The sequence below is a fragment of the Streptomyces sp. NPDC127129 genome, assembly GCF_042671585.1.
Classification (GTDB): domain Bacteria; phylum Actinomycetota; class Actinomycetes; order Streptomycetales; family Streptomycetaceae; genus Streptomyces.
Genome location: NZ_JBHXTV010000005.1, coordinates 374127 through 385912, shown reverse-complemented (window position 1 = coordinate 385912; position 11786 = coordinate 374127). Strand labels below are relative to the sequence as shown.

At 72.5% G+C, this 11786-nt stretch carries 11 protein-coding genes and 2 tRNA genes; 4 read left to right on the top strand and 9 right to left on the bottom strand.

Features of this window, described 5'->3' with window-relative positions; translation table 11 throughout:
* Positions 1–145 precede the first annotated feature (145 nt).
* Positions 146–222 (bottom strand) — tRNA-Pro (locus ACFVGW_RS12600).
* 132 nt (positions 223–354) lie between these two features.
* Here ACFVGW_RS12600 and ACFVGW_RS12595 point away from each other — a divergent pair.
* Both ACFVGW_RS12595 and ACFVGW_RS12590 read left to right on the top strand, forming a co-directional pair.
* Positions 355–425, top strand: a tRNA-Gly gene (locus ACFVGW_RS12595).
* 120 nt (positions 426–545) lie between these two features.
* Positions 546–947: an amphi-Trp domain-containing protein gene (locus ACFVGW_RS12590; protein ID WP_385851948.1), complete on the top strand. Its 402-nt coding sequence runs from the start codon at positions 546–548 to the stop codon at positions 945–947.
* 43 nt (positions 948–990) lie between these two features.
* Here the strand turns inward: ACFVGW_RS12590 and ACFVGW_RS12585 are convergent, their stop codons facing one another.
* The 5 genes from ACFVGW_RS12585 to ACFVGW_RS12565 all read right to left on the bottom strand — a co-directional run bounded on the left by ACFVGW_RS12585 (position 991) and on the right by ACFVGW_RS12565 (position 6337).
* Positions 991–1185, bottom strand: a complete 195-nt coding sequence (locus ACFVGW_RS12585; RefSeq protein ID WP_352187837.1) for a hypothetical protein — start codon at positions 1183–1185, stop codon at positions 991–993.
* A gap of 176 nt (positions 1186–1361) precedes the next feature.
* Positions 1362–1811, bottom strand: coding sequence for an HD domain-containing protein (locus tag ACFVGW_RS12580; protein WP_385851947.1), 450 nt, complete (start codon positions 1809–1811; stop codon positions 1362–1364).
* Between the two features lie 10 nt (positions 1812–1821).
* Positions 1822–4260, bottom strand: a complete 2439-nt coding sequence (locus tag ACFVGW_RS12575) for an ABC transporter permease (RefSeq protein WP_385851946.1) — start codon at positions 4258–4260, stop codon at positions 1822–1824.
* Entirely contained in the window at positions 4260–5072 is an 813-nt protein-coding gene (locus ACFVGW_RS12570; RefSeq protein ID WP_385851945.1) for an ABC transporter ATP-binding protein, read from the bottom strand. Before ACFVGW_RS12570 ends, ACFVGW_RS12575 begins: the two co-directional genes overlap by 1 nt.
* Before the next feature lie 119 nt (positions 5073–5191).
* Positions 5192–6337, bottom strand: a complete 1146-nt coding sequence (locus ACFVGW_RS12565) for a PP2C family protein-serine/threonine phosphatase (protein WP_383228612.1) — start codon at positions 6335–6337, stop codon at positions 5192–5194.
* Positions 6338–6444: 107 nt separating this feature from the next.
* On the opposite strand from ACFVGW_RS12565, the gene ACFVGW_RS12560 reads away from it, so the two are divergent.
* Positions 6445–7674, top strand: a complete 1230-nt coding sequence (locus tag ACFVGW_RS12560) for a GNAT family N-acetyltransferase (protein ID WP_383228613.1) — start codon at positions 6445–6447, stop codon at positions 7672–7674.
* A gap of 275 nt (positions 7675–7949) precedes the next feature.
* On the opposite strand, the gene ACFVGW_RS12555 is transcribed toward ACFVGW_RS12560, so the two are convergent.
* Both ACFVGW_RS12555 and ACFVGW_RS12550 read right to left on the bottom strand, forming a co-directional pair.
* Positions 7950–8759, bottom strand: coding sequence for an Fpg/Nei family DNA glycosylase (locus ACFVGW_RS12555; RefSeq protein WP_385851944.1), 810 nt, complete (start codon positions 8757–8759; stop codon positions 7950–7952).
* Positions 8759–9253: a ribose-5-phosphate isomerase gene (locus tag ACFVGW_RS12550; protein ID WP_352187830.1), complete on the bottom strand. Its 495-nt coding sequence runs from the start codon at positions 9251–9253 to the stop codon at positions 8759–8761. The genes ACFVGW_RS12555 and ACFVGW_RS12550 overlap by 1 nt, the downstream gene beginning before the upstream one ends.
* A 183-nt stretch (positions 9254–9436) precedes the next feature.
* On the opposite strand from ACFVGW_RS12550, the gene ACFVGW_RS12545 reads away from it, so the two are divergent.
* Positions 9437–10882, top strand: coding sequence for an amino acid permease (locus ACFVGW_RS12545; protein WP_385851943.1), 1446 nt, complete (start codon positions 9437–9439; stop codon positions 10880–10882).
* Between the two features lie 111 nt (positions 10883–10993).
* Here the strand turns inward: ACFVGW_RS12545 and ACFVGW_RS12540 are convergent, their stop codons facing one another.
* On the bottom strand, positions 10994–11587 hold the full coding sequence (locus ACFVGW_RS12540) for a biotin transporter BioY (RefSeq protein WP_352187828.1): 594 nt from the start codon (positions 11585–11587) through the stop codon (positions 10994–10996).
* Positions 11588–11786: the final 199 nt, after the last annotated feature.

The following is an 11786-nucleotide window of genomic DNA, read 5'->3' as shown; positions in this document are numbered from 1 at the left end:
TGGCTGATTCTTGGATTCTGCCGGTGCCGCTTGGTGGCGGTTCCGGCCGATCGGCCCGGTCAGAGAGACACACGGGCACGCAGCTTGCATAGTAACCGCAAGCGGGATGAGGCCCACAACGCGATCATGCGATGCGTGATCTCGGTGGTCGGGGTGGCGGGATTTGAACCCACGGCCTTCCGCTCCCAAAGCGGACGCGCTACCAAGCTGCGCCACACCCCGTCGGTGCGACACGTAGGGTACATGCACGGAGACAGTGCGACGCCCCCTCTTTCAAGGGGTGTGCGGGGACCGCCCGGGACCCGCTACGATGCTGTCCGTGCCGCGGCCCTCGTGACCTGCGGCGCGATCTTTGCGGGCGTAGCTCAATGGTAGAGCCCTAGTCTTCCAAACTAGCTACGCGGGTTCGATTCCCGTCGCCCGCTCTTCCGGCCTCGGGGCCGGGCCCGAGGTTCACCCCTCCGGCCCGGCCCCGAGGCGTTTTCCGTGGTGCGGCCGGAGAATGGGCCCTGTCCCACCCTCTTTCTGCCGCATCGGAGGCAGTCGTGAAGGATCTCAAGTTCGAGCAGAAGCACCCGATGTCACGGTTCGACGCGGCGGATCTGCTGACGGCGTTCGCGGAGGCGCTGAGGAAGGGCGACAAGGCGGAGGTGGAGCTCATCGGCGGAACCCTGGAACTGAGGGTCCCCGACGAGCTCGTCGCCGAGGTGGAGTTCGAGATCGGCGACGGAGAGGTCGAGCTGGAGATCGAGTTCAAGTGGCCGACGGGGGCGCCCCGGAGGGTCGCCGCCCCGGCGGCCGCGGCAGCCCCGGACGCGGAGCGGCCCGCGACCCCGGCGAAGTCCGCGCGGAGCCGGAAGACGGCCGCGCCTGCCAAGCGCACGCGGAGCGGCGGCGCCGACGGGAGCGCCAGGACGAAGCGGACAGCCGCGAAGAAGACCGCCTGAGCCACGGCCGGTGTCGGGCGCCCGGGATCTCGGGCGCCCCTGGTCAGAACTTGATCGCCCCCACGGTCTGCGTTATCGAGTCCAGGAAGCGCTGGATGTCGTCGGCCATGCCGGTGGAGGCGAGGAAGAAGCCGAAGAGCACGGCGACGACGGCCGGGCCGCCCTTCAGGCTGCCGCCGCGAATCAGCACCACCAGGACGATCGCCAACAACAGCACGACGGACAGCGAAATGGCCATACTGATCACACCCTCGGTCGGTCCCACCCTTGCCGCCCGGGAGCGCACGTCACAGAACACCCCCGCTGCATCCATCGTGCCACCAACTACTTGCCCACTGATGCCGGGTGACGAATCGTCGGGGTGCCAATCGAGCCAACCGGCGTGTTCTTCGTCTTGATCGTCACCGGCGGGGGTCAGTCCGCGGAGAGCCCGAGGAGCCGTCGTACGGTGGCGTACTTCGCGGTCAGCCTGGTCCTGGTCGGCTCGTCGAGAACGGCGAGGCGGGCAGGGTCGGCGTTGTGCGCGAGGTCGGCCTCCTTGACGAGCAGGGCGCCGGGGACCGCGAGGATCCGTCCGGTGTACGACTCCAGGTCCTCACCCGGACGCTTGGTGAGGGCGAGGACCATGTCCTTGACGGCGCGCGGGAGTTCGGCCGATTCCAGCCACTCCGGGGAGAGCGCGTCGTCCTCGACGGAGTCGTGCAGCCAGGCCGCCGCGATCTGCTCCTCGCTGCCGCCCCTGGCCCGTACCCCCTCGGCCACCGCCCGCAGGTGCTCGGCGTACGGGCGCCCCGCCTTGTCGGTCTGGCCCTCGTGGGCCGCGACGGCGAGGGACTCGACCTGGGCGAGGGTGAGGTGAGGCATGGCGCCGACTCTACGGTGCGGGGCGGCGCAGTGCGGCGCGTGCGGGCAGACCCGTGGAGACCAGGCCGAGGACCACGACGGCGCCCGCGAAGCTGCCGTAGAGGAGCGGCGGGATGTACGGGCCCCGGCCGGTCAGGCCGTTCGTCATCGGGACGAGGGTGGCCAGGGCGATGCCGGTGCCGAGAGCGAGGCCGGCCAGGGTGACCAGGAGCGCCTCCCAGCGGATCATGCGCAGGACCTGGCGGCGGGTCGTGCCGATCAGGCGGAGCGTCCCCAGCTCCCGGCGGCGGTCGAGGACGGTCATCACCAGGGTGTTGGCGGCGGCGATCGCGGCGAAGCCGCCGAGGACGGCGGCCATCGTGGTGTTGGCCCAGGCGTTCAGCGCGCGCTCCGTGCTCTGCGCGGATGTCCACCCGCCGGCGTCGGTGACCGTGCCGAGGCCGGTCAGTCCGGCCGCCGTGCCGCCGCGGACGAAGAGTTCGGTGGCGTACGGGGAGGTGACGTGGCCGCTGAGGGCGGAGGCGGGCAGGGTGATCTCGGCCAGGCCGAGGCCTCGGCTGTAGGTGGCGACGACGCGCGGGGACGACGTGGAGCCGTCGGGCAGCAGGAGGGCGAGCCGCTCGCCCGTCGTGACACCCGCGGCGTCGGCGAGCAGACGGTCCACGGCGACCGTGCCGGGGCCGAGATCGGCCAGTGATCCGGTACGGACTCCGAGGTCGAGGACCGGGGTCGGGTCGGCGGAGACCGCCTGGGCGGAGGCGGTACGGAAGCCCTGGGAGCCGTCCGGCAGCAGCACGGCGGTCCGCTGGACCGCGACGGCCGCGGTGACGCCGGGGGCACGCCCGGCGCGCTCGGCCGCGCCGGCGGGGAGCCCGGCGGGGGCGGTGACGACGTGGTCGGCGGTGACGGCGGCGCGCTGCTGCTCGGTGGTGGCCCGGTCGGTGCTGGTGTGCAGGAAGACGAGGGTGGAGGAGAAGGCCATGGCGAGGACGATCGGGGTGAGGGCGGAGGCGAGCCGGCGCGCGTTGGTCCGGGAGTTCGCAGCGGCGAGGTAGCCGGGGGCACCCGAGCCGCGCAGCGGCAGTCCGACGAGGCTCGCGCAGAGCCGGGCGAGCAGCGGGCCGAGGAGGGCCACGCCCAGCATGAAGAGCATGACGACGCCGAGGGCCGTGTTGGCGGCGTCCTCGCCGTTCAGGGAGGCGGCGACGCCGGCGAGGGCGGCTCCCCCGGCGACGGCGGCGAGCCCCAGCGGGGTACGGATCCGGCCGAAGGCGCGGCGTTCGACGGCGGCCTCGGCGAGTGCCTGGCCGGGCTTGGTCCGGGAGGGGCGGCGGGCGGCCATGAGGCCGGCGAGGAGGGCGGTGACGACGACGGCGAGGAGCGCGGCGGCGAACGGGAGGGGGCCGCGGTCGAGGGCGAGGCCCTCGGGGACGGCGCCCTTCTCCTTCAGCTGCCCGAACCACCAGCCGGCGAGCGCCGTGCCGGGCAGGCAGCCGAGGGCGCCCGCGACGGGGGCGACGAGGAGGGCCTCGGTGGCGACGGAGCGGCGGATCTGGCGCGGGGTCGCGCCGATGGCCCGGAGCAGGGCGAACTCGCGGGCGCGCTGCCCGACGGAGAGCGCGACGGTTCCGGCTGCGGTGAAGATCGCGACGAGGGTGGCGGTGCCGCCGAACGAGCCGCCGAGTGCGGTCAGGAGCTCCTTGGCGGCGGGGAGCACGGCTCCCTCGGCGCGCGTCCTGTCGTCGCCGGTGTGGACCTGGGCGCGGTCGCCGAGGGCCTCTCCGACCTGCGCGGCCAGGGTGTCGGGGGTGGTGCCGGGGGTCGGCAGCACGGCAATGGCGTCGACGGTGCGGGGGTGCCCGGAGAGGGCGAGGGCCTGGGCGTCGGAGAGCCAGACGCCGGGTGCCGCGGTGACGCCGGAGACGGTGAGGCGGCGCTCCCCCGCCGGGGTCCCGAGGGTGATCCGGTCGCCGACGCGGCCGGTTCCGGCGGTGACGACGGCCTCGTCGGGGCCGGGGGCGGTGCCCGAGGAGAGGGTGACGCCGGTGAAGGCGGTGGAGGACCAGCCGTGGGCGGGGAGCGTCCCCTTCTCCGTACGGACGGGGAAGGTGACGTCGCCGATGGCCCGGGCGGCGCCGGGGGCCTTGGCGGCCTCGCGGACGAGGGAGGCGTCGAGCCGGGCGCGGTCGGGGACGGCGGCCGACTCCGTCTCCTTCTCGCCGCCGACGGTCACCGTCCGGTGGACCTCCTGGTCGGCGGCGGCGACGACCGGCGCGCCGGCGTAGCGGTCGGGCGGGAGGGTGGCGGTCAGGCCGGTCTGGAGGAGGAGGCCGCAGCCGGAGACGACGGCGGCGGCGAGGAGCAGGGCGACGAAGGTGCCGGCGAAGGACGACGGCTTGAAGCGGACGGCGGCGCGGGCGAGGCCGTTGGGCCGGAACAGGCGGGACATCAGGCGGCCGCTCCGGCATAGGCGGTGGCCGGGGCGGCACCGGGGGCGGTGAGGGCGCGCATGCGGTCGGCGATCCGGGCCGGGCTCGACCGGGGCAGGGTGTCGGCGATGGCTCCGTCGGCGAGGAAGAGGACGCGGTCGGCGTATCCGGCGGCGACCGGGTCGTGGGTGACCATGACGACGGTCGCGTGCAGGGAGTCGACGGCGCCGCGGAGCAGGGTGAGGACCTCGGCCGCGGTCGTGGTGTCGAGGGCGCCGGTGGGTTCGTCGGCGAAGACGACGTCCGGGCCGGTGACCAGGGCGCGGGCGAGGGCGACGCGCTGCTGCTGGCCGCCGGAGAGTTCGGAGGGGCGGCGGGCGCTCTTGTCGCCGAGGCCGACCTGGGTGAGGACCTCGGCCGCCCGGCGCCGGTCGGGGCGCTGTCCGGCGAGCCGCATCGGCAGCAGGACGTTCTGCTCGACGGTGAGCGAGGGCAGCAGGTTGAACGCCTGGAAGACGAAGCCGAGGCGGCTGCGGCGCAGTTCGGTGAGCCGGTTCTCACTCATCCCGCCGATCTCGGTGCCGCCGAGGCGTACCGAGCCCGCGGTGGGGCGGTCGAGGCCGGCGGCGCACTGCAGGAACGTGGACTTGCCGGAGCCGGAGGGGCCCATCACGGCGGTGAAGCTGCCGCGCGGCAGCGCGAGGTCGATGCCGCGCAGCGCGTGGACGGCGCCCGCGCCGCGGCCGTACTGGCGCCGCACTCCGGTCAGCTCGACGGCGGCGCCGCCCGGCGGGGTGGGGTGCTCGGGGCGCTTGGTGCGGCGCAGGGCCATGGTCGTTCCTCCGTGGGTTCGTGACGATGTCTCGAACGTACGGATCGGGGCAGGTCAGGGGCTATGGCGGCTGCTGGTCGGTCAAGGGTGGGGAAAGCCCCACCCCGTTCCGGGGGATCTCAGGTCTGGCGGCTGATGAGGAGCAGCGCGCGGTCGTCGTTGACGTCCTTGGCGCAGGCCTCGATGAGGTGCCAGGCCGCGCCCTCGAAGCCCGAGGCGACGTAGCGGTCGGCCTCGCCCGTGAGGCGGTCGATGCCCTCGGCGATGTCCCGGTCGGCGGCCTCGACGAGCCCGTCGGTGAAGAGCATCAGGACGTCGCCGGGCTGGAGCGAGCCCTTGACGGGGTGGAACTCGGCGCCGTCGTAGACGCCGAGCAGCGGGCCCTCGCCGGACTTCTCCTCCCAGCGGCCGGTGCCCGCGTGGAGCTGGAGCGCGGGCAGGTGGCCGGCGGAGAGGAGTTCGTAGTCGCCCGACTCCAGGTCGAGGACGAGGTGGATGGAGGTGGCGAAGCCCTCGTCCCAGTCCTGGCGCAGCAGATAGCCGTTGGCGGCCGGCAGGAAGCCGTGCGGCGGCAGCGAGCCGAGCAGTCCGCCGAAGGCGCCGGAGAGCAGCAGGGCGCGCGAGCCGGCGTCCATGCCCTTGCCGGAGACGTCCGTCAGGAGGACTTCCAGGGTCCGGCCGCCGTTGGTGCGGGCCGCGACGACGAAGTCGCCGGAGAAGGACTGGCCGCCGGCCGGGCGGAGTGCCATCTCGCGGTGCCATCCCTTGGGGAGCCGGGGCAGGGCGCTCTGCGCCCTGATCCGTTCGCGCAGGTCGAAGAGCATGGTGCCGCCGCGCCGCCAGGGCACGCCGACGCGGGCCCTGAACTGGGCGATGAGCAGGCCGAAGAGTCCGCAGGCGGCGACGACCAGGACCGTTCCCGGGGTGACCCGGGCGGGGCCCTGGGTGTACGGGCCGAGGACGACGGACTCGACGATCAGGGCGCCCGCGGCGGCCGCGTACAGCCCGAGCAGGCTCGCGGGACGCAGCAGCAGTCCGCCGGCGACGATCGGCAGGACGAGCGCGGCGGGCGCGCACCACACCGGGTTGGCGAGGGTGCCGACGGTGATGGCCGGGATCGTCAGCAGCAGTCCGGCGAAGGCGACCCAGTCGGAGCCCTCGCCCCGGAAGTAGTCGACACCGGATTTGCGCAGGGATATGCGGACCCGGTGTGCGCTCCTGCGCATCCGGGCCGAGTACGAGGCGACACCCACGCGACTTCTCATTGGCCTGGACCCTATCCACCCGGTCGGACCTCGTGCAGGGGGACCCCTGAGACATTGCGCGCGAAATCGGGTCGCCTCGGGCTGGTGTGCGCTGGTATCGATGGCATATGACGACTCAGATGCGCGTACTGGACCCGGCCGAGTGGGACGAGTGGTACGGGATGCTGGAGCTCGCTTTCGGCGGTGTGGCGGAGGCTCCGGAGGAGCGCCGGCTCTGGCAGGAGCTGACCGAGTACGACCGCTCGATCGGTGTCTGGGACGGCGAGCGCTGTGTGGGTGCGGCGGGAGCGTTCTCGTTCCGGCTCTCGGTCCCGGGCGGGGCGCTGGTGCCGGCCGCGGGCGTCACGATGGTGGGTGTGGCGGGGACGCACCGGCGGCGCGGCATCCTCACCTCGATGATGCGGCGCCAGCTCGACGACGTGCGGGCGTGGGGCGAGCCGCTCGCGGTGTTGACGGCCTCGGAGCCGGCGATCTACGGCCGGTTCGGCTACGGCATCGCCACGTACTCGACGCGGGCGACGATCGACACGAACCGGGTGTCGCTGACGGTGCCCGAGGGCACGGACGACGTGGTCCTGCGGCAGGCCGACCCGGCGAAGGCGTCGTCGGCCTGCGAGGCGGTGTACGCGCGCAAGGTCACGGCGCGGCCCGGGATGACGGCGCGGCAGCCCGGGTGGGAGCAGCTGCCGTTGCTCGACCCGGAGAGCGAGCGGGGCGGCGCCTCGCCGCGCCAGTGCGTGCTCGCGGAGCGGAACGGGGAGGTCGTCGGGTACGCGCTGTACGCGATCAAGCCGGAGTGGTCGTACGCCGGGGCGGAGGGCAGCGTGCAGGTGAAGGATCTGGAGGCGCTGGATCCGGCGGCGGAGGCGGCGCTGTGGCGTTTCCTCTGGTCGGTCGATCTGACGTCGTCGGTACGGCTCCACAGCCGGCCGGTGGACGACGGCTGGCAGCACCTGGTGTCGGACCTGAGGCGGTGTTCGCCGACGCAGCGGGACGCGCTGCATCTGCGTCTGGTGGAGGTCGGGGCGGCGCTGGAGGCGCGGACGTACCAGACGCCGGTGGACGTGGTGTTCGAGGTCGCGGACGCGTTCTGCCCGTGGAACGAGGGGCGGTGGCGGCTGCGCGGGGACACGGCGGGCGCGACGTGTGCGCGCACCGAGGACGCGGCGGACGTCGCCCTGTCCGTACGGGAGTTGGGGGCGGCGTATCTGGGCGGGACCTCGCTGGTCTCGCTGGCCGCGGCGGGGCGCGTGCGGGAGCTCCGGGCCGGGGCCCTGACCGAGGCGTCCGTGGCGTTCGGGTCGCCCGTCGCGCCGTGGCTGCCGCACGGGTTCTAAGTCGTGTCCGGAATGTCTCGCCGTCCGCCCGCAGGGCGGGGCTCGCGGCGTCATGGGGGTCCCCCCTGCTCGAGCGCAGCCGAGAGCTCGGGGGAGCGTGCGATCGCAAGGCGGCCGGAAGCCCTCGTAGCGGAGCTACTTGGGCTTGTGGCCAACGCCGCGTGGGCGCACCTCCCGTGCCCGAAGGGCTACGGGGGAGGGCGTGCCGGACGCCGCGAGCCAGGCGGGACTTTCCGGACACGCCCTAGGTCCGAGGCCCCCGGGGTGGCGGCGCGTCAGCGCTGCTGGCAGCCCGGGCACCAGAAGAGGTTGCGGGCCGCGAGGTCTGCCGTGCGGATGCCGGTGGCGCAGATGTGGCAGGGCTGGAGGGCTCGGCGGTAGACGTAGACCTCGCCGCCGTGGTCGTCCACGCGCGGCGGGCGGCCCATCGCCTCGGGGGTGTGCTCGGGGCGGACGGTGTCGATGCGGTTCAGGCGGACGCCCTCGCGCATCAGGGCGACGAGGTCCGTCCAGATCGCGTCCCACTCGCGGCGGGTGACGTCCCTGCCCGCGCGGTACGGGTCGATGCCGTGCCGGAAGAGCACCTCGGCGCGGTAGACGTTGCCGACGCCCGCGACGACCTTCTGGTCCATCAGGAGGGCGGCGATCGTGGTGCGGGACTTCGAGATCCGGTTCCAGGCCCTGGCCGGGTCGTCGTCCTCGCGGAGCGGGTCCGGGCCCAGGCGGTCGTGTATCGCCCGCTTCTCGGCGTCGGTGATCAGCGCGCACGTGGTGGGGCCGCGGAGGTCGACGTACGACTCGGTGTGCGCGAGCCGCAGCCGTACGGTCTCCGTGGGCGGCGGCGCAGGGGCGTCACCGAAGTTCACCTTGCCGAACAGGCCCAGGTGGATGTGGATCCACTGCTCGCCGGGGAAGCCCAGGAAGAGGTGCTTGCCGTGTGCCTCGGTGGAGTCCAGGACCGCGCCGTCGAGCAGGGCGGCGGAGTCGGCGAACTTGCCCTGCGGGCTGGTCACCCGCACGGACCGGCCGCCGAACCGTTCCCGGTGGTCGGCGGCCAGTCGGTGGATCGTGTGCCCCTCGGGCATCAGGCGGTGGGCTCCTGCGGGTGGTGGGCCGGGATCGGGGGGAGCTCGCCGGTGGTCTCGTAGGCGGAGAGCATGTCGATCCGGCGGGTGTGACGCTCATCACCGGAGTAAGGGGTGGAGAGGAAGATCTCGACGAACTTCGTCGCCTCTTCCCGGGTGTGCATCCGGCCGCCGATGGAGACGACGTTGGCGTTGTTGTGCTCGCGGCCGAGGGCGGCGGTCTGCTCGCTCCAGGCGAGGGCGGCGCGCACCCCCTTCACCTTGTTCGCGGCGATCTGCTCGCCGTTGCCGGAGCCGCCGATGACGATGCCCAGGCTGTCCGGGTCCGCGGCCGTCTTCTCCGCGGCACGCAGGCAGAACGGCGGGTAGTCGTCCAGGGCGTCGTAGATGTGGGGACCACAGTCGACGGGCTCGTGGCCATGGGCCTTCAGCCACTCGACGAGGTGGTTCTTGAGTTCGAAGCCGGCATGGTCGGAGCCGAGGTACACGCGCATGATCCGAGTGTGGCACGGCGGGCTCTGGGTAGCGGTCAGCGGGGTCGGGGCCTTCGTCCGTGCCGCTGGGGACCTTCGCCCCTTACGCAACGAATCGGAATCGGCCCTTCCGATCACCCCGTCCCCCGGTGTTGAATGCTCGGGCTCGTGACCCGAGCGCCCCACACACGTAAGGAAGCGTTCATGAACACGCAGCCGACCCTTGCGAAGGAAGGCGAGAACACCGGTACCCCCGGTGATTCGCAGTCTTCCGACGGACTCAAGGCCGGTCTCAAGAACCGACACCTGTCGATGATCGCCATCGGTGGCGTCATCGGCGCCGGACTCTTCGGAGGTTCCGCGGCAGGCATCAAGGCCGCCGGCCCCGGCATCCTGCTGTCGTACGCGCTCGTGGGCGCGATGGTCGTCTTCGTCATGCGGATGCTCGGCGAGATGTCCGTGGCCAACCCCACCTCCGGCTCCTTCTCGGCCCACGCCGACCGGGCGCTCGGGCGCTGGGCCGGCTTCTCGATCGGCTGGCTGTACTGGTTCTTCTGGGTCGTCGTCCTCGCCGTCGAGGCGACCATGGGCGCGGACATCCTCAACGGCTGGATACCGTCCGTCCCGCAGTGGGCCTGGGCGCTGATCGTGATGGTCGTCCTGACCGCCACCAACCTCGGTTCGGTCGCCTCCTACGGCGAGTTCGAGTTCTGGTTCGCGGGCATCAAGGTCGTCGCCATCGCCGCGTTCATCGTGGTCGGCGGGCTCGCGATCTTCGGTGTGCTGCCCGGCGCGGACACCTCGTCCGCCGGACTGAGCAACCTCACCGAGCACGGCGGCTTCCTGCCCAACGGCTACGGCGCGATCCTCACGGGCATCCTGATGGTCGTCTTCTCCTTCATGGGCAGCGAGATCGTCACCCTCGCCGCCGGCGAGTCGTCGGACCCGCGCCGCGCGGTCGCCAAGGCCACCAACAGCGTGATCTGGCGCGTCGGCATCTTCTACCTCGGCTCGATCCTGGTGGTCGTCTCGCTGCTGCCGTGGAACGACCCGTCGCTGGAGAAGGACGGCTCGTACGTCGCGGCGCTCGACTCGATCGGCATCCCGCACGCCGGCCAGATCATGAACGTGATCATCCTGACCGCGGTGCTCTCCTGCCTGAACTCGGGCCTGTACACCGCGTCCCGCATGGCCCACTCCCTCGGCCGGCGCGGTGACGCCCCGAAGGCCTTCGCCAGGACGAACGCGAAGGGCGTGCCGCAGACCGCGATCATCGGGTCGGTCGTCTTCGGCTTCGTCGCCGTCTTCTTCAACTACAAGTGGCCCGACACTGTCTTCGCCTTCCTGCTGAACGCGTCCGGCGCCATCGCGCTCTTCGTCTGGCTGGTCATCTGCTTCTCGCAGCTGCGCATGCGGAAGATCATCCTGCGGGAGTCCCCGGAGAAGCTGCTCGTCAAGATGTGGCTGTTCCCGTACCTGACCTGGGCGACGATCGCGATGATCGTCTTCGTCCTCGGCTACATGCTCTACAACGGCGGCTCCGCCCGTGAGCAGGTCCTGCTGTCGCTGCTGGTGGCCGGCCTCGTGGTCGCCGTCTCGGTGGTCCGCGACCGCTTCGGCAAGACTCCGGAGCCCGTCACCAAGGACTGAACCCCTGCCTGACGGGTTCTGTCACGCAGAAACGAAAAGCTCTCCGTTCCCCAGGGAAACCCCTGGGGAACGGAGAGCTTTTCCGTGTCCGGCCGTCGGCGCCGAACCGCGTCAGCCCTTGCGGCCGACGGCCTTCCACGCGGCCGGCAGCAGACCCATCGCGAGGGCGGCCTTGAGGGCGTCGCCGATCAGGAACGGGGTCAGGCCGGCGGCGACCGCCTGCGAGAACGTCATGCCGGTGGCGAGGGCCAGGTACGGCACGCCGACCGCGTAGATGACGGCGGAGCCGAGCACCATCGCGCCGGCGGTGCGGAGCACCGAACGGTCGGCGCCGCGGCGGGCGAGGGCGCCGACGACGGTGGCGGCGAGCAGCATGCCGAGGATGTAGCCGAAGGAGGGCATCCCGTAGCCGGAGGTGGCCTGCGCGAACCACGGCACGCCCGCCATGCCGGCGACCGCGTACAGGGCCAGGGAGAGGAAGCCGCGCCGGGCACCGAGCGCCGTGCCGACGAGGAGGGCCGCGAAGGTCTGGCCGGAGACCGGGACGGGCGAGCCGGGGACCGGGACGGCGATCTGCGCGGCGATGCCGGTGAGGGCGGCGCCGCCGACGACGAGCGCGATGTCACGGGCGCGGCTGGACGGCAGCAGGTCGGCAAGAACCGTCCCGGAGCGGAGGGAACGGGCAGGGGCAACGGCGGTGCTCATCGGTACTCCGCGGGGTGAGGGGGTACGGGGACGGATCGACCGTAGTCGAGGAGTGAACGCTCGATCACCATCAGCCGCCCACAAAGCGGAGGTTGAGCGCTTCGTGGGGATCGGACAAAGATCGGCTTCCATGCTTCGCGCCACGTGACGCTTGTCACGGCGAGGACCTGGAAAGAGGGCCATTTTGCGCCAGGAGGCG

Bases quoted from the DNA above. Each gene is read 5' to 3' on its own strand.
- ACFVGW_RS12585 (WP_352187837.1), bottom strand. From the start codon at position 1,185: ATGGCCATTTCGCTGTCCGTCGTGCTGTTGTTGGCGATCGTCCTGGTG.
- ACFVGW_RS12555 (WP_385851944.1), bottom strand. From the start codon at position 8,759: ATGCCCGAGGGGCACACGATCCACCGACTGGCCGCCGACCACCGGGAA.
- ACFVGW_RS12550 (WP_352187830.1), bottom strand. From the start codon at position 9,253: ATGCGCGTGTACCTCGGCTCCGACCATGCCGGCTTCGAACTCAAGAAC.
- ACFVGW_RS12545 (WP_385851943.1), top strand. From the start codon at position 9,437: ATGAACACGCAGCCGACCCTTGCGAAGGAAGGCGAGAACACCGGTACC.
- ACFVGW_RS12540 (WP_352187828.1), bottom strand. From the start codon at position 11,587: ATGAGCACCGCCGTTGCCCCTGCCCGTTCCCTCCGCTCCGGGACGGTT.
- ACFVGW_RS12575 (WP_385851946.1), bottom strand. From the start codon at position 4,260: ATGTCCCGCCTGTTCCGGCCCAACGGCCTCGCCCGCGCCGCCGTCCGC.
- ACFVGW_RS12560 (WP_383228613.1), top strand. From the start codon at position 6,445: ATGACGACTCAGATGCGCGTACTGGACCCGGCCGAGTGGGACGAGTGG.
- ACFVGW_RS12580 (WP_385851947.1), bottom strand. From the start codon at position 1,811: ATGCCTCACCTCACCCTCGCCCAGGTCGAGTCCCTCGCCGTCGCGGCC.
- ACFVGW_RS12570 (WP_385851945.1), bottom strand. From the start codon at position 5,072: ATGGCCCTGCGCCGCACCAAGCGCCCCGAGCACCCCACCCCGCCGGGC.
- ACFVGW_RS12565 (WP_383228612.1), bottom strand. From the start codon at position 6,337: ATGAGAAGTCGCGTGGGTGTCGCCTCGTACTCGGCCCGGATGCGCAGG.